This is a genomic window from Micromonospora sp. IBHARD004 (assembly GCF_052814115.1).
Map to the genome: position 1 here is coordinate 2,091,607 of NZ_CP199934.1, position 16,760 is coordinate 2,108,366.

Here is a 16,760-nt window from a genome sequence, read left to right on the forward strand (position 1 = left end):
TACGGCGACGAAGACCTGTACCGGTGCCGCGGAGACTGCCCCGTGCCGCTACGGCTGACGCGCCCGCGCTGCGTTCGGGCAGCAACGGCGGCAGGACCGGTTCGAAGGACACCGCACCTTCGAAAGAGTGAGCACGATGCCGACAGACGTCGCCGACATCGAAGACACCTTCGACAACGGCGCACCGGACGCCGTGCCCCAGTTGCGGGCGCTGCCCAACGTGTCGATCGAACTCGACCGGGTGGAAGGGGTGCGCGGTCCCCGGCACCGCCACGTGGTGCCTGTTGCTCGTGACCATACGCGCAGGCTCACCAGCGCGCCGGTCAGCTCCTGTTCGGCGTACTGGCGGGGGTCCCGGTCGGCGACACGCTGTGGACGCCGTAGCCAAAGCTACCTCGCCTTCCTGCGCGGACTGCTGGAGCGGCTGCGCACCCGCGGTAGGGCGACGTCATCAATCGCCTGCAGCGCCAGGGATACACGACCATCGCGCCCGCCAACCCGCCGCGCGGCGCGCCGTCGGACACCGCGTACATCGCCAGCGTGCTGGCGACCATCACCGAACCGACCGTCGTGGTTGGACACACGTACGGCGCCATCGTTATGACGAACGCCGCCACCGGCAACCCCAACGTCAATGCCCTCGTGTACATCGCGGCGTGCGCGCCCGACGATGGCGAGCCGCTGGTCGCGCTGCAGACGAGGTTTCCCGGCAGCCGGCTGGGCCTGGAAGCGCTCGACATCCGCCCGACCGGCCCGGAAAGCTTCGACGGCTACATCAAGCCGAGCGTCTTCCGGGAGATCTTCGCCGCCGACCTGCCGCTCAGCACGACGGCTGTCATGGCCGCCACGCAGCGACTTGGCGACCTCGGCACGCTGCAGCAGCCGTCCGGCCCGCCGGGCTGGAAGGCGATCCCGTCGTGGTATCTCGTGGCCAAGCAGGACCAGGTGATCCCGGCCGCCGCCCAGCGCTTCATGGCCGAGCGCGCCGGTGCCCGTACCAAGGACGTCGACGCCTCGCACGTGGCGATGATGTCGCGGCCGGACGCCGCCCGGACGGGGGTTCGTCCGGGCGGGGCCGCGGTGTCAGCGATCAGGGAATGCCGTGGCGGCTACCGCTGCAGTTCGATGCGGTAGGTCCGCGATTGTGAGCCGTCCTCGCTGGTGACCGAGACAGTCGCCGTGTCGTCGTGGGCGTCTGCCTGGTCCACCGCGACGGTGGCGTACGGGTCGGCGGCTACCGCGGTGACCTGCGGGAGCGTGCCCTGCACCGGCAGTTGGTAGGACGTGGTGTCCGGATCGAAGCCGGGCACCTCGGCGCCGTTGACCGCGATGGTTTCGGCGCGGGCGTCCGATGAGGTGCCGGGCCCGTACGCAAAGACCTGGATCTCGCTCATCGTCATGTGCGTATTGGTCCGAGCGGTGAGCACGACCCGGACGGCATCGGTCGTCGTGACCGTGACGGGAACGTCCACCACCGGTGCCGTGGCACCGCCGAGGGGCACCGTCACCGACCCGCTGACGTCGACCCAGGCACCCTGCGCGTTCCGGGCTTGGATCTTCAGGCTCTGGGCGTAGCTCTCCCACGATCCGTCCTGGTAGAAGGCCGTCGCGACGTGGCTGACCGTACGCGGCTTCGGCAGAGTGATGGTGATCGCGTCGGAGGTGTTCTTCGTGCCGGACTTCCAGTTCGACCAGGCCTTGTCGGTCAGGTCGCCGTTACGCAGGCCCGCGGTGGAGTAGCCAGGCTCGGTGTACGTCGCCGTGATGGACGTGCCGGCAGCGAGCGCGGCGTTCTCTTCCGCCGGCTCGGTGACCTGCACGCGTACCGTCGCTGGCAGGGCCCGCCCGTCGCCCGCGTCCGCCTGTCCGGAAAGCGTCACGACGCCCGTGTGGTCGAAGGCGTCCGCAGCGGGCGTTTCCCAGGTCGCGGGACGGGCGACGGTCCCGCCGAGGCTGCCGACGGCGGTCACCTGGGCCGGCAGGTCGGGCTGGCCTCCGACGTAGGTCTTGGCCCGGGCCGGCTGCGTCGACACCAGGTTGTCGACGGTGACCACGGCCTTGGCCGGGTACTGGCGGCCCAGCGGGTCGATGGCCACGCCGGCCACGTTGACGGTCTTCGGCTTGCTCCAGTCCTGGTCCGCCGGCATCTCCCAGGTGACGGGCAGGGTGCCGCGGGGACCATCCCGGTATTCCGGTACGACCGTTGTCGGCATCGTCGGCGCGGTTCCCGGCGTGGTGAAGACCTCGGCCTTCTGCACGTCCTGGACGGTTTCGTCGATGACCTTCCAGCGCTGGTTGTCGGCGGAGTTGGCCAGCCAGACCGACACGCTGGCTCCGTCGTTGGTAGCCGAGCCTCCGACGTCGAGCACCCGCCCGGAATCGACGTTGACGAACGTGTAGGTGCCGTTGCCGGTGGTGGAGAGGATCCACTGCCGGTTCCGGTCCGGCTCAAGCTGCGGCTCGACAAGCGTGAGCGCACCGTTCTGCACGGCCGCCTGACGATCGCCCGCCGCCGTGGTGATCGAGTACCGGGCCCGGTTGCTGTCACCGCCGCTCAGCTCCGTCACGCGCCACAACTGGGCCGCGCTCGTCGGGTCGGTGGTCCGGATCACCGCACCCGCCGTGGTGCTGGCCGGGGTGAGCGACTTGCCGCTCTGGACCCCCTCGATCCGGTAGACGTGCCCGTCCTGAATGAGCGGGGCGTCCTTCGCCACGCCGCTGACCCCGTCGATGAGGAACGTCGACACGGACTCGGCGGGGACCTGCACCGTCACGGTACGGCCCTTCCGGTTCACGGCCACCGGCTCGCCGTGCTTGAGCGCATTTCCCGCGCTGGTGATGACGGGGGTTGCCGTCGCATCTGGCGAAACGGTCCCGAAGGCGGAGAGGTCGATCGTCACCGAGCGCGGCGCGGTGCCGCTGTTGACGTACACGACCTTAGCGCCCTTCGTGGAGATCGCCGCGACGCTGTTGGTGTCGTTGACCTTCACCAGCCGGTCGCCGGGGCGGATGTAGTGCGTGAAGTTGCGCGCCGTGTGGTACTTCGTGTTGGTGTAGATCGGGCAGGTCGCGAGGGTGTCCTGGGCGGTGCAGTCGAAGGGCATCTGGATGCTTCCCCAGTTCGCGCCCTCGGGGGACTCGCCGCCCGGCTTCATGTTGTCGTAGTCCTCGACCGGCTGCCAGAACACCCACGCTGTGGGCTCCAACTCGCGCAGGTCGTCGACCATGCGCTGAGCGATGCCGAGTCCGGGAGCCATGCTCACGAAGTTCTGCCCGTTGCCCCAGGAGCCTTCGACCTCGCTCATCCACAGTGGCTTGTTGTCGCCCTTGGCGATGTCGCGGGCGGTGGTGCGCTGGCCGGTCCCGTACGTGTGCACGTTGAGCTGGCTCACCTTCGCCCGCACGTCGTCGGGGTAGCTGTTCCAGTTGGTCGCGAAGAGCCCGGGGTTGGTCTCGTCCATCGCCGAGATCACCGCGTCGGTTTCGGCGGTCTGCAGCCGCTGCGCCAGCGATCGGATGACCTGCTGCTGCAGCTCCGGGCCGATGTGCGCCCCCTCCTGGCGCCCACCGATCGGCTGACCGGCGGCATTCAGCCGGGTGCTCCAGTAGTTCGTGTTGGGCTCGTTGAAGGGGTCGAGGGTGTCGATCTTGATGCCATGCGCCCGCTCCACCTCTTCGACGACCCGTACGAGGTAGGTGTTGAAGTCGTCGATGCTTTCGGTCCTGAGCTGGTCGTCGGTCGCGTTGAATCCTCCGGAGACGTAGCCGCTGACGGTCTGGAAGTACGGCGGTGAGTTGCTGAAGGCTTCCCAGTGGGTGATGTTGTTCTTGATGCGGTTGATCCACCAGCGCTGATTCTGGTCGGCGTTCCAGTTCCAGTGATCGGGGTTCTCGGGGTCCCACCAGTCCTTGTCGTTTCGGGCGGTACCAGCGGGCGCCCGCCACCACCCCGGGACGGCGCCGCCGGGGCGCAGGTAGTCGGACACGTCGGGGGCGTTGCCACCGCCGACGTTGTAGCGGGCGATGTTGAGGTTCAGACCGTCGGAGCCGAAGAGCATCTCGGCGAGTTTCTCCCGGACCTCGTCCGGGTAACCACCGGTCACATTGGCGAACCAGGCGAGGCTCGTGCCCCAGCCTTCAAACGGCTGCCCCTGATAGGACGGGTCGGGGCGTACGGTGACAGCCGGCAGCGACGCGGTCTGCGACGCCGCGGCCCGCGCGGCCTGCGGCGTTCCGGTCGCCATTGCAGCGATGACCGTGCCGCCCACCGCCATGGTGGCCGCGCTGATCGCGGCGAGTAAACGTCGCGTGTTTCGTCTCATCGGTAGCGCCTCTTCTCCTGTTGGTCGACGGCGTGGTGGGCCAGAACTGGCCCCTCGGCAGTACGGCCACCCCCATGGGTACGGCACCGAGTGGCGGCCGAGGGCGTTCAGGGCACGAATTGCGCGCCCCTGGCGGTGGCGAGGATGGTGCTGCGGTCATCGGCCGACAGCAGGCCGTCGGTCACCCAGGAGCTGGTCACGGTTTCCAGCTTCTTGATTAGCTCGGTCTTGCTGCCATAGGGCGCACTGGACCACAGCTCGTCCAGCAATGAGACACCGTTGGCGCGTACCGGGTTCGCGACGCCGGAGTCGCGGCCCCCGAACACGACGGTGGGCTCGGAGCGCCGGAAGTAGACGTGGGAGGGGTCTTCGGTGCCCTCGTGGAACGGCGCGATCTCGCGGCCGTCGAGGGTGAAGTGCAGCGGCTTGCCCTCGACCGGTGTCAGGCTCGGCAGCAGATCCCCGGAGAGCGCGGCGTTGCGGTAGAGCCCAAACGACAGGTACGAGCGGCTGGCGTCGCGCGTCGCGAGGTTGATCGGGCCGTAGCAGAGCGACTGGAGCGACCGGTCGTCGAGGGCGGCCCCGGTGCGCAGCGTGAAGGGGAGTGACACCGTCACCACGTCGCCGCTGCGCCAGGAGCGGGCGATGCGCAGGTAGGTGCCCGGCGCGGCGTCGACCTTGAGCGCCTTGCCGTTGACGGCCACCGCGAAGCCCGGCCCGACCCACGACGGCACCCGCACCATGAGGTCGAAGGTGGCGTCGTCGCCTATGGTCAGCCGGGTGCCCTGCTCGGCCGGGAAGGTGGTGGACTGCTCCACCGTCACCCCCTTCGCGGCCCACCGCAGCGTGCTTGCGACGAAGAGGTTGACGTAGAGCGCCGACCCGTCCGCGGCACCGAAGAAGACCGAGTCCTGGTATTTGGTCGCGCTCTCCATCCCCGTGCCCTCGCAGCAGGTCGTGCCCTGCTTCGGGGTGTAGTCGCGGACGTGCCCGGGGGTGAGCCCGATGAAGTACGTGGTGAGCGGCTTGTCCGCGTCGGCCTTGTCCTGCTTGGACCCCAGCACCTGGTTGAACAGCGCCCGCTCGTAGTACTCCATGTACTTGGGGTTCTGCTCATGGAAGAAGAGCATTCGGCTCAACTTGAGCATGTTGTGGGCGCAGCAGGTTTCTGCGTTGGTGTCGCTGATCGTGTCCGCGATGCGGCCGCTCGCGCGCCAGAACTCTCCGGTGCTCGTGCCGCCGATCGAGTACATCCGCGCGGGGACCACCATGTTCCAGAAGCCCTTGGCCGCGGCGAGGTAGCGGTCCTCGCCGGTCTCGTCGTGCAGCCGTACCAGCCCGGTGAGGATGGGGATGTGCTGGTTGGCGTGCAGCCCGTCGAGGATGTCCTGCGCTCCGGCGCAGCTGTCGATGAGCCGGTCGAGGTCGAAGAGCTTGGCCAGCGCGACGTGCTCGGCCTTGCCGGTGAGCGCGTGCAGGTCGCAGATGGCCTCGACGATGCCGCCGTACTCGCCGCTGGAAAAGATGGCCCACATCCGCTGGAGGGTCGCGGCGGGCAACTTCGACAGCCGCGAGTACATCCAGTCGCACATCCCCTCGGCCAGGTCGAGCGCCCGCAGGTCGCCGGTGGCCAGGTACGCGTCGAGCAGCCCGCGCAGGATCTTGTGCGCCGTGTAGTACGGCGCCCAGACGACGAAGTAGTTGGACGCCGTCATGGTCTCGAGGGTGATGAACTGCGTCTCCGGGTATGCCGCGAGGAAGCCCAGGTGGCTGGGCCCGCCCCACGTGCGCAGCCAGGTGGCGTGCTGGGCGCGCCCCGAGGAGTCGTGCAGCACGTGCCCGTCGGTCTCGTCCAGGTCGTAGGAGGCCAGGTCACCCCGACCGGCGGGCGCTGCGGACGCGGGCTGCGTCCGCAGCCCCGCCACCTCGGCGTCGGTGAGGGCCCGGGACCAGAGATTGACGTCGTCGAAGGCGCCGGCGTAGACCGGGTCGGGGTAGAGCGACTGGCCGAGCCAGTAGTTCCTGAGCTGACCGAGCTGGGCGGGGCCGAGTGTCATCGCGGTGTTGCGCCCGGCGACGACGCCGTTGACGTAGAGGGTGGCGACCGTGTCGGCCAGGGTGAGCGCGACGTGGCTCCACTCGCCGACCGGCAGGGCGACGTTGGCATTGATGCCCTGCTCCCGGCCGGCGCCCCCGGTGGTGATCGCGAACCGGGGCAGGCCGTTCTGGTTCCGCGCCGCCAGGTACATGTACCGAGTGGTGTCGTTGCCGAAGTCGAAGATCCGCGCCCACGCCGCACCGTGGCTGGGCTTCACCCACGCCGCGAAGGTCAGCTCCGCCGCGCCGCCGAGCACCGTTGTGGGCAGCTGCGCGAACTCGTACGACCCGCGCTGGCTCTCCACCGCCGTCCCGAACCGCCCAGGCACACTCCGCACCGAGGGCGGCCGGTTGAGCGCCTGCCGGCACTGGACGAGGGCCCCGATCATGGTCGAAATGTTGTCGGCGAACACCTGCTCACCCGTGCTGGCGTACGCCTGGCTGAGCATGGACAGGAAGTGCCCGGTGTAGTGGCCGCGCAGGTTGCCGTTGGCCTCGCCGTCCAGGCCCTCCCAGCCGCCGGGCGCGACCGCGCCGAGCGTGGGCAGCCCCGCGTTGGCGCGGAACACCTGGAGCAGCCGGTTGACGTCGTAGCCCCGCGCGTAGTCGAGCATCAGCGCGCGCTTGTCGGCGAAGACGCCGGGCCCGAGGGAGACGTCGGCGAGGGCGAAGGGGCGCAGCCGCCATGCCGCGGGGGCGGGGAGGCCGGTACCCGACGTCGCGGCGGCGGCGGTCGAGGCCGCCGCGGGCCCGGCGAGCGCCGGCAGCAGCGGCAGTGCGCCGACCAGCCCTGCGGCCCGGAGGAACCCGCGCCGGTCCAGTGCAGGTGTGCTCATGATGGTCCTCCTTCAGCTCAGCCAGAACGTCGACTTCGAGCCGGCCGGCCTGCCGACCGTGAGGCTGCCCTTGTCGTGGCGGACGTATACGCCAGGGCGGTCCGACAGCTCCAGGGAGATCGCGTTGCTGTTCGCCAGGCCCGGCACCCGGCGGAAGCTGGCCTGCGCGGCGTACCCACTCCCGTCCTCGACCGGGTCGATCCGCAGGCTCGTGCCGTCCACCCGCCAGTAGCGGTCCGGGAAGTTCACCGACCGGATGGAGACGGTGCCCTCGCCGGCAAGCCCCGGCACGAACCGGAACTGGGAGTCTGCGAGTTCGCGCACGCTCGGGTCGACCCGCAGCGCGTACGCGTAGTGGCGCACGAACGCGGACGAGGCGTCCCCAGGCGACAGCCGCAGGATCGGTCCGCCCTTGCCGACCGGCACACCGAACAGCGGAGTGCCGTCGTCGTACCAGTACAGCCGCTGCGCCCGGGCGTGCCGGTTGGGGTCGTAGAGCGGGTCACCCACGATGTCCCGGTAATCGCGGGCGTGGTAGACGAGCACGTCCGTCTCGCCGTCCTCGGCCACGGTGAAGCTGTTGTGGCCTGGGCCGTACTGGCGGGTCTGCTCGTTGGTCGTGAACACCGGGTCCGGGCTCTTGCTCCAGGTGGCCGGGTCGAGCAGGTTGGCGCGGGCGTCTGCGGTGAGCAGGCCCAGGCAGTAGCGGGCGTCGGTGGCGCTGGCCGAGAAGGTCATGAAGATCCGGCCGTCACGCTTGAGCACCGCCGGCCCCTCGTTGACCCGGAAGCCCTCGACCTCCCATGACCTGGTGGGGGTGGCGATGCGGGCCGGTGTGCCGGTAAAGGTGAACGGTGAGGTCATCCGCGCGATGTAGAGGCTGCTGTTGACGTTGATCTCCGGCTCGCTCTGCGCCCAGACGAGGTAGCGCTGCCCGTCGTGCTCGAAGGTGGTGGCGTCGAGCGCGAAGCTGTCCCACGGCGTGATGATCTGGCGCGGTGACGACCAGCCGCTGACGTCGCGGGGGTCGGCGGCGATCGACTCCATGGCGTACATCCGGATCCGGAAGACGTCGTCGGAGTCGCCGGCCGCGAAGTAGAGATACCAGCGGCCGTCGATCCGGTGCAGCTCCGGCGCCCAGATGTGGCCGCCCATCTTCCCGCTGGCCGGGCGACGCCACACCACCGTCTCCGCGGCGCTGCCCAGCCCTTCAATCGTCGGCGAGGCGCGGACGATGAGCCGGTCGTACTCCGGGACGGAGGCGGTGAAGTAGTAGAGGCCGTCGGTGCGCGGCGTGACGAACGGGTCGGCCCGCTGCCAGACGAGGGGGCTGGCGGTCGGGGCGCCGTAGATGTCGGCGTCCGTGGGCGTGGGCGAGGGCGTTGCCCAAGCATCCTCGCCGACGGCGGGCAGGATTAGCCCAGTCGCCGCCACGCCGAGGCCGCCGCGCAGGAGGGTTCGTCGGGTGAGGTGGATGCTCATCTGCGGCTCCTACCTGGTCTGCACTCGGATGAAGGTCACCGAGTTGGGCTCGAAGATCCGGGTGAAGGTGGGCGCGACGCCCTTGATCGTGCTGGTCATCGGCTTGATCGGCTGCGCCGTGCGGGTGTTGAGCTGCTGCGGGTCACCGCTGATGACGGTCATTTGCGCCTTGTCCATCACCCGCACGCCGGCCCCGAGGTTGATCGTGGTGCGGGCCGGGGCGTCCTGGGCGTTGACGACCTTGATGATCAGCTGCTTGGACGCGACGTCGCGGGTGACGACCTGGGCGAAGGGCTCGGTGACGGCGTTGTCGTCGAAGCTGCCCCACACCTGCCCGTCGAGCAGCAGGGTGACCTTGGTGTCGCGGATCTGGATCCTGATGTCGTACGTGCGGCCGGTCTCGATGGTGTTGGGCTTGGCGATCAGCGTGGTCTTGCCGCCGTTGACAGCCTTCTCCACCGCGCCCTGGGTGTTGTTCCAGCCGCCGAGGTTCCACCAGTAGTAGTTGCCGGAGTCCTTCACCCCGAAGCCGACCAGGAAGCCCTCGGCACCGGAGAGCTTGGTCGCCTTGACGCTGAGGTCGTAGTCGCGCCAGCTCTCGTCACCCGCCTCAACCATGGTGTTCTCCGCCCCCGTGTCGGACTGGACGTAGGCGCCGTCCACGACCGACCAGGCGCCGCGGCCTGCGATCGGCGTCCACCGGTCGGCGCCGTTGGAGAAGTCGTCGCTGAAGAGCGGTGTGCCGTCGGCCGAGGTGACCGCCACGTCGTCGTACTTGGCCGCGGTCCGCCACGTGGACAGGCCGACCGCGCCGGTGACGGGCTCGGGTGCCTTTACCGCGCCGCTGGAGGTGCTCGGCACGACCCGGTCACCGACGTTGGTCATGAACAGCTTCTGCACCTCGTAGTTGGCCGAGCCCCAGGACTGGTCGTTGTCGAACCAGATCAGGTCCGGCCGCCACTGGACGTAGTCAATGTTGGCGAGCAGCGGCGCGTAGGACGCCATCGTCACCACGTCGGCGTTGCGCTCCAGGCCGGTCAGGTACGCGCCCTCGGCGAGCGCGTTGTAGAGCTTGTTGTCCCACGACGCGTACTCGCCCAGCCACACCTTGGCGCCGGAGCGGTCGTAGCTGTCGTAGCGCTTGTTGTTCTGCAGGAACCAGCTCGGGTCGTTGTAGTAGTGCTCGTCGACCATCTCCACGCCGTTGGCGCGATTGAGCTCCCAGGCCCGGTCGAACGTCGTCCCCATGTCGTCCGGGCCGGAGTTGCTGATCACGGTGATGTCCGGGTACTTCGCCGCGATGGCGTCGCGGAACTTCACGAAGCGGGCCATGAAGGCGTCGGGCAGGTTCTCCTCGTTACCGACTTCGATCCGGTCGAGGCCGAACGGCGCCGGGTGACCCATGGCCGCGCGCTTGGCGCCCCAGGTCGACGTCACCGCGCCGTTGGCGAACTCGATGAGGTCGAGGGTGTCCTGGATGTGCCGCTGCAGCAGCGCCTCGTCGTCGACGGCCCGGTTCTGCCCGCAACCGGTGACCAGCGCCGGCACCACCGGCACCGGCTTGGCGCCGATGTCCTCAGAGAACTGGAAGTACTCGTAGTAGCCGAGGCCGTTGGACTGGTTGTAGCCCCAGAAGTTGGCGTTGGTCGCCCGCTCCTCGACCGGGCCGATGGTGTCCTTCCACTGGTAGGCGCGAGCGCGTGGGTATCCGCTGGCGGCGTCGTAGCCGTACATGCTGCCGGTGTTGACGATGCACCCGCCGGGAAAGCGCACGAAGCCCGGGCGCAGGGCGCCGATCTTCTCGGCGAGGTCCTTGCGCAGGCCGTTGGGGCGGCCCTCAAACGTGTCGCGGGGGAAGAGCGAGACCATGTCGAGGCGCAGGGTGCCGTCGCCTCCGGCCTCCACCGCCAGGCGGGCCGCGTCGGTCGTGCCGGTGGCCACGAACGTGCCGGTGTACCTGCGCCAGGCGTCGTCCTGGACCGAGAGCGCGACCGGCGCGGCGTACCTGGTCGTGCCGTCCTGGTTGCGCAGGGTGATGGTCAACGGCGTGCCGCCAGCAGCATCCGTCCGGGCCCAGACGGAGAAGTCGTAGGCCTTGCCGGCCTCGAGCGCGATGCCGGTGTTGTAGCCGGAGTTCAGCACGCCGTAGGTGCCGGCACCGGCGTTGGTGAGCGTCACCTTGAGGTACGTGCGGTTGCGCTCGTTGAGTCGGGCGTCGTCGCTGACGGTGGCGATGCTGCCGCTGCCGCCGGAGGAGGAGACCGGGCTCCACGACGTGAGGCCGGTGTAGGAGCCGTTGTCGACCGGAAGGTACTCGAAGGAGCGGTTCTGGACGAGTTCGGCGTAGAGTCCGCCGTCGGCGGCCCGGTTGATGTCCTCGAAGAACACCCCGTACATGGCGGGGTCGATGGCGGGGCCGGTGCCGGTCGCGTCGACGTTGATCGTGTAGTCGAGCGCCGGGGCCGCATCGGCGCCGAGGGCGGGCGTGCTGGTAGACAACGTCGTGGTGACGAGTCCGGTGACCAGTCCCGCGACGAGGCGGTGGGTGCGCATGGGTGATGGCCTCCCTGTCGTTGGTGGGAGCGATGACGGGTACGGTCGGGCGGGCGTCACCGGACGGTGCGACGCCCGCCCGGGACTCACTGCGCCAGCGGCGGGATGCTCTCCAGCGTCGGCACCACGTTGGCGATCGCGCCGTCGGCGTTGAACCGCAGACGGTCGATGGTCACCTCGCGGTGGGTGCCGTCGCCGCCTGGAACGGCGAAGCGGTGGTAGGCGATGTACCAGTCGTCGGTGCCCGGCACCTGGATCATGCTGTGGTGCCCGGTGCCGAGGATGCCGAGGCTGACGTCCTTGGTGAGGATCTCGCCCCGGTTGACCAGCCCGTCGGCCATCGGGCTCGTGGCGGTGGCGTAGCCGACGCGGTAGTTCTCGCTGCCGGTGTCGTCGATGGACCAGCTGAGGTGGTACGTGCCGCCGCGCTTGGCCATGAAGAGGCCTTCGCGGAAGCCGGTCAGCCCCGTGATCCGCTTGACCTTGGCGGGATCGAACGACGTCATGTCCGGGTTGAGCGGCACGACGTAGGCGTTGCCGTTGCCCCAGTAGAGATAGCTCTGGCCGTCGTCGTCGGTGAAGACCGCTGGGTCGATCGCCTGGCCGCCGTCGGGATTGGCGGCGACGAGCGGCTTGCCGAGCGCGTCGACGAACGGGCCGGTGGGGGAGTCGGCGACGGCCACGCCGATCTTGGCGTCGGCGCAGAAGTAGAAGTAGTACTTTCCGTTCTTCTCGGTCGCGGCCGGCGCCCAGGCCCGCCCGTCGGCCCACGACACGTCGGGGCCGAGGTCGAGGATGGTACGGTGTTCGGTCCAGTGCACGAGGTCCTTGCTCGACCAGGTCTTGAAGGTGGTGCTGGACCAGCCCGGGTAGCCGTCGGTGGTGGCGTAGATGTAGTAGGTGTCGCCGAAGCGGACGATGTTCGGGTCGGCGTTGTAGCCGGGTAGCACCGGGCTGTTCATGGTGACCGCCTTGACGGTCCAGACGCGGCTGCTGCCGTCGGCGCCCGTCACGGTGTAGGTGACCGGTCGCGTGAAGTCCTGGACGGACTCGTTGCCGGGGCTGACCTGTGCGCCGTCGCTGATCCCGAACTCGGGTGCGAGAGCGGTCAGGTCGGTGCCCGGCTTGACCGGCAGGGTCACCGTGCCGCCGTCGTTGTCGATGATGGCCGGCACCTTGAGCGCGTCCAGTTTCACCGCGCCGATGGCGGTCTCGTTTCCGGGCAGGGCGAGCACCTCGCTGGCCGACAGGCCCCGGTTCCACAGGGTGAAGCCGCGCATCCGGCCCGTGAAGTAGCGGTCGGCGGCGTAGAGGGAGCGGCCCAGGTAGTTGGCCGTGGTGATGCCGCCGCCGAGGTCACCCGGCTTGGTCGTGACGCCGGTGTTGCGTGCCACCTCGACGCCGTTGTCGTAGAGGCGGGCCACCCCGCCGGAGAGCGTCCAGGTGATGGTGTGCCAGCTGCCCCGGCTCAGGTCGCGTCCGGTGCCGGTGTTCTGCTCGGTCGACCAGTTCCCGGTCGCGATGGCGGTGCGGTAGGAGTTGCCGGTGGCGAACAGGTAGCCGTTGCCGGCGCCGTTCGTGGTGTTGCCCAGGCCCCAGATGAAGTACGGCGTGGCCTGCGCCGGATCGATCCACACCCGGGCGGAGACGCTCACGTCGGACAGGCCGGTCAGCAGGTTGTCCGGCAGGTCGACGTAGCCGTCGGTGCCGTCGAACGTCATCGCGTCGCTGCCCCGGGTGACCCCGCCGTGGATGGTGGCGTCCCGGCCGTTGCCGGAGCTGTCGGCCACCGTCGTGCCGCTGCCGCCGGCGAGGTGGTAGTCCGCGATGACGCCCTTCCTGGTCGCCGGAGTCGGCGAGGGGCCCTGGCGCAGGCGGTCGAGCTCGGCCTTGGTGACCGGCAGGACGGTGCCGTGCCGCGGGTGGGCCGGCAGGTCGTAGCCGGTCGACATGGTGAACCGCCCGCCGTCGAGGTCGGTGGTCTCGAACGGCACGTAGCCGCGCCCCCCGAACTCGTCGATGAACAGGTACCACTTGTCCTCGGTGTTGCTCTTGAAGATCGTCGGACCCTCGCCCTGGGCGATGCCCGCGGAGGTGTCCGTCGCCTTGCCGATGCAGTCCTGGACGAAGTCCCAGCTCGTGCTGCGCAGTTGGGTCGACTTCTGCTCCAGGATGAACTTGCTGCACGGGGTACTCGAGGTGTTGTTCCGCTCGTCCTTGGTGAAGCGGTAGTAGGTGCCGCCGTGTTTGATCACGGTCGAGTCGATCACCGAGTAGCCGGGGTCGACCCACACCCTGGGCTCACTGAAGGTGCGGAAGTCGCGGGTCGTCGCGTACAGCATCCGGTTGTAGGTGTTGCCGGCGTGCGCGGTGTCCTCCGGCGCGTAGAGCTTGGCGGCCCAGAACACCACGAAGGCGCCGATGGTGTCGTCGTAGTAGGCCTCGGGCGCCCAGGTGTTACCGGCGGTGTCGGGAGAGACGCGCACATGGCGCTGCTGGGACCAGTTCACCAGGTCGGTCGACTCCCAGACCTCGATGTACTTGCTGCCGGTGCGCTGGCTGGCGTCCCAGTCGCCGTTGCCGTAGATCTTGAGGTCGGTGGCGATGAGGTAGAACTTGTCGCCCTCCGGGCTGCGGATGATGAACGGGTCGCGCACGCCCTCGTCGCCCTCGGTGGAGGTGAGGACGGGGCGGCCGCCGTTGAGCTCGTCGTACTTGAGCGGGTCGTTCCCGCGGCTCGCCGCGAAGTAGATCTGCTCGCCGTCAGCGCTGCCCTCACCGGTGAAGTAGGCGAAGCCGTAGCCCTCGAGGGGATCCTTCTTCGGCAGCGGGAGGACGGTCAGGGTGAAATTGCGTACGCCGCTGGCCGCACCCTTGGTCGCCCGTACGCTGAGGCGGGCCTTGACCGCGCCCGACCCGTACCGCGGCCGGGTCACCTCACCGGTGCTGCTGACGACGGAGGAGTCCTTGGCGGTCCACGCCAGCGTGACGTCGCGGGCTCCCCGGGTGGGCAGCGTGATGTTGCCGCGGATCGCGTCCTGGTCGTGGATGACGATGGCCGCGAGGGCTGCCTCGACCTTCTCCTGGTCGGTGATGTCCTCGACGACGGTGACGGCGAACTCCCGGGTGGCGGCGTAGCCGGCGTACGACGCGGTGGCGGTCAGCGTCACGGTCGCGTTGCCGGATCCGGGTGCGGGACGGGTGACCACGCCGGTGTCCGACACGATCGTGGGATTGCTCGACGACCAGGTGATGGTGGAGCCGCCGGCACCGCGGGTCGGCAGGCTCAGGTTCTCCGTGACCCCGGACGTGTCGCCCAGGTCGAGGGCTGCCGCGTCCGCCGCGGCCCTTCCGGAGGCGGTCTGTTCGCCGAGGGTGTGGGCTTCGTCGGCGGTCACGGCCCGGTCGTAGATGCGGAAGTCGCGGACCTGACCCTTGAGGTACCGGTCGGTGGTGTAGACCGAACGGCCGAGGTAGTTGGCGGTGGTGGTGCCGCCGCCGATCGACCCGGGTGTGAGGGTGATGCCGGACTTGCGGGCGACCTCGACGCCGTCCTCATAGAGCACTGCGGTGCCGCCGCCGAGGGTGTAGGTGATGGTGCGCCAGCTGCCCCGGGTGAGATTGCGGCCGGTGGTCACGGTCTGCTCAGTGGACCAGTTGCCGCTGGCGATGGAGGCGCGGAAGGCATTGCCGGTGTTGAACAGGTAGCCGTTGCCGACGCCGTCAGAACCGGTGTTCCCGAGCCCCCAGATGAAGTACGGCGCGGCCTGGTCGGTCGCCATGTTGACCTGCACCGAGACGGTGATGTCGGTGAGGTTCCGCAGGATGTTGTCGGGCAGCCGGACGTGGCCGTTGGCGCCGCCGAGGCGCAGGCCGTCCGGGCCCTGCCAGGTCGCGTCGCCGCTGAGCGTGCCGTTGCGGCCGTGCCCCGAGCTGTCGGTCACGGGTCCGCTGGTCTGGGTCAGGTCGTAGTGCAGGACCAGGCCGTCGTCGAGAGTGGCCGCCTGGCTGGGCGGGGCCAGGGCGGTGACGCTGACCAGGCTGGTGACAAGTGCGGTGACGCCGGCGAGCAGGCGGCGGGTTCGGTGGGGCGCGGAGTGGCGCGCCGGGCGGTGCCGGGACGGGGACATTGCCGGGCTTCCTCCTGGTGACTCGGCCGAGGCCGGGCGTCGGGACGGGTGGTGCAGCCGGGTGCTGTCTGGAGCAGTTGCGCTTCGAGGAACGCCTTTGACTTGCGAAGTGAGCGTTAACATGCTCGAAAGTGAGCGCTAACATACGTACGGCCTCCGATCGTGTCAATACTCCTACCTGCAGCGACATCTTCTGTTGACAAAGAGGACACGGGGGGTTGACATCCGCAGATGTTAACGCTCACACTTCTGCGCCAGATGGGCAGTGGTTGCCAGGCGGCGAACCAGGTACGAGCCGCACGGAGGGGCCCACCATGGCGTCAGAAAGTGGAGGAAAGTCCAATGTCGAAGAAGTTCCTCGCGGCCGTCGCTGGCGTGGTGCTGGCCGTCGGCCTGGCGGGATGCGGCGGTGACTCGGCCGCGTCCGGTGGCGGCGGAGCCGGAAACGACACCATCACCATGGGCTTCGCCCAGGTCGGTGCCGAGTCCGGCTGGCGTACCGCCAACACGAAGTCCGTCCAGGAGTCGGCCAAGGAGGCCGGGATCGACCTCAAGTTCTCGGATGGCCAGCAGAAGCAGGAGAACCAGATCAAGGCGATCCGCAGCTACATCCAGCAGAAGGTCGACGTCATCGCCTTCAGTCCCGTCGTGGAGACCGGCTGGGACGCCGTGCTGCTCGAAGCCAAGCGAGCCGACATCCCCGTGATCCTCACCGACCGCGCGGTGGATTCGGAGGACACCTCGCTCTACAAGACCTTCCTCGGCTCGGACTTCGTCGCCGAGGGCAAGAAGGCCGGTGAGTGGCTGGTGGAGGAGTCCCAGGGCAAGAGCGAGGTCAACGTGGTCGAGCTGCAGGGTACGACGGGTGCCGCCCCCGCCATCGACCGCAAGCAGGGCTTCGCCGACGCGATCAAGGCCGCCTCGCAGATCAAGGTCATCGCCTCCCAGACCGGCGATTTCACCCGGTCCGGCGGCAAGCAGGTCATGGAGGCCTTCCTCAAGTCCAACCCCAAGATCGACGTGGTCTACGCCCACAACGACGACATGGGTCTGGGCGCCATCGAGGCCATCGAGGCGGCCGGCAAGAAGCCCGGTGTCGACATCAAGATCATCACGGTCGACGCGGTGCACGACGGCGTGCAGGCGCTCGCCGACGGCAAGATCAACTACATCGTCGAGTGCAACCCGCTGCTCGGTCCCCAGCTGATGGATCTCGCCAAGAAGGTCGTCAAGGGCGAGCAGGTGCCCCAGCGCGTGGTGACGGAGGAGACGACGTTCACGCAGGAGCAGGCGAAGACCGAGTTGCCCAACCGCAAGTACTGAGGTCGGGCCGATTCTCC

General features: G+C 69.0%; 7 protein-coding genes. 2 read left to right on the plus strand and 5 right to left on the minus strand.

The features are described 5' to 3' along the window. The first annotated feature begins 531 nt into the window (after positions 1-531). On the plus strand, positions 532-1,134 hold the full coding sequence (locus tag ACTWO6_RS10325; protein WP_446220619.1) for an alpha/beta hydrolase: 603 nt from the start codon (positions 532-534) through the stop codon (positions 1,132-1,134). Here the strand turns inward: ACTWO6_RS10325 and ACTWO6_RS10330 are convergent. The 5 genes from ACTWO6_RS10330 to ACTWO6_RS10350 form a co-directional block, all read right to left on the minus strand. Beyond that, positions 1,110-4,322, minus strand: a complete 3,213-nt coding sequence (locus ACTWO6_RS10330; RefSeq protein WP_446219405.1) for an RICIN domain-containing protein — start codon at positions 4,320-4,322, stop codon at positions 1,110-1,112. The two genes, ACTWO6_RS10325 and ACTWO6_RS10330, sit on opposite strands and share 25 nt — an antisense overlap. A 107-nt stretch (positions 4,323-4,429) precedes the next feature. Next, positions 4,430-7,255: a beta-L-arabinofuranosidase domain-containing protein gene (locus ACTWO6_RS10335; RefSeq protein WP_446219406.1), complete on the minus strand. Its 2,826-nt coding sequence runs from the start codon at positions 7,253-7,255 to the stop codon at positions 4,430-4,432. 12 nt (positions 7,256-7,267) lie between these two features. Next, positions 7,268-8,737: a family 43 glycosylhydrolase gene (locus ACTWO6_RS10340; protein ID WP_446219407.1), complete on the minus strand. Its 1,470-nt coding sequence runs from the start codon at positions 8,735-8,737 to the stop codon at positions 7,268-7,270. A 9-nt stretch (positions 8,738-8,746) separates the two neighbouring features. After that, entirely contained in the window at positions 8,747-11,290 is a 2,544-nt protein-coding gene (locus ACTWO6_RS10345) for an alpha-L-arabinofuranosidase C-terminal domain-containing protein (RefSeq protein WP_446219408.1), read from the minus strand. An 86-nt stretch (positions 11,291-11,376) separates the two neighbouring features. Beyond that, complete coding sequence (locus ACTWO6_RS10350) at positions 11,377-15,420, minus strand: family 43 glycosylhydrolase (protein ID WP_446219409.1); 4,044 nt, start codon at positions 15,418-15,420, stop codon at positions 11,377-11,379. Between the two features lie 342 nt (positions 15,421-15,762). Here ACTWO6_RS10350 and ACTWO6_RS10355 point away from each other — a divergent pair, with 342 nt between their 5' ends. Beyond that, positions 15,763-16,743 (plus strand): ABC transporter substrate-binding protein, encoded by a 981-nt coding sequence (locus ACTWO6_RS10355; RefSeq protein WP_446219410.1) that lies wholly within the window; start codon positions 15,763-15,765, stop codon positions 16,741-16,743. Positions 16,744-16,760 lie beyond the last annotated feature (17 nt).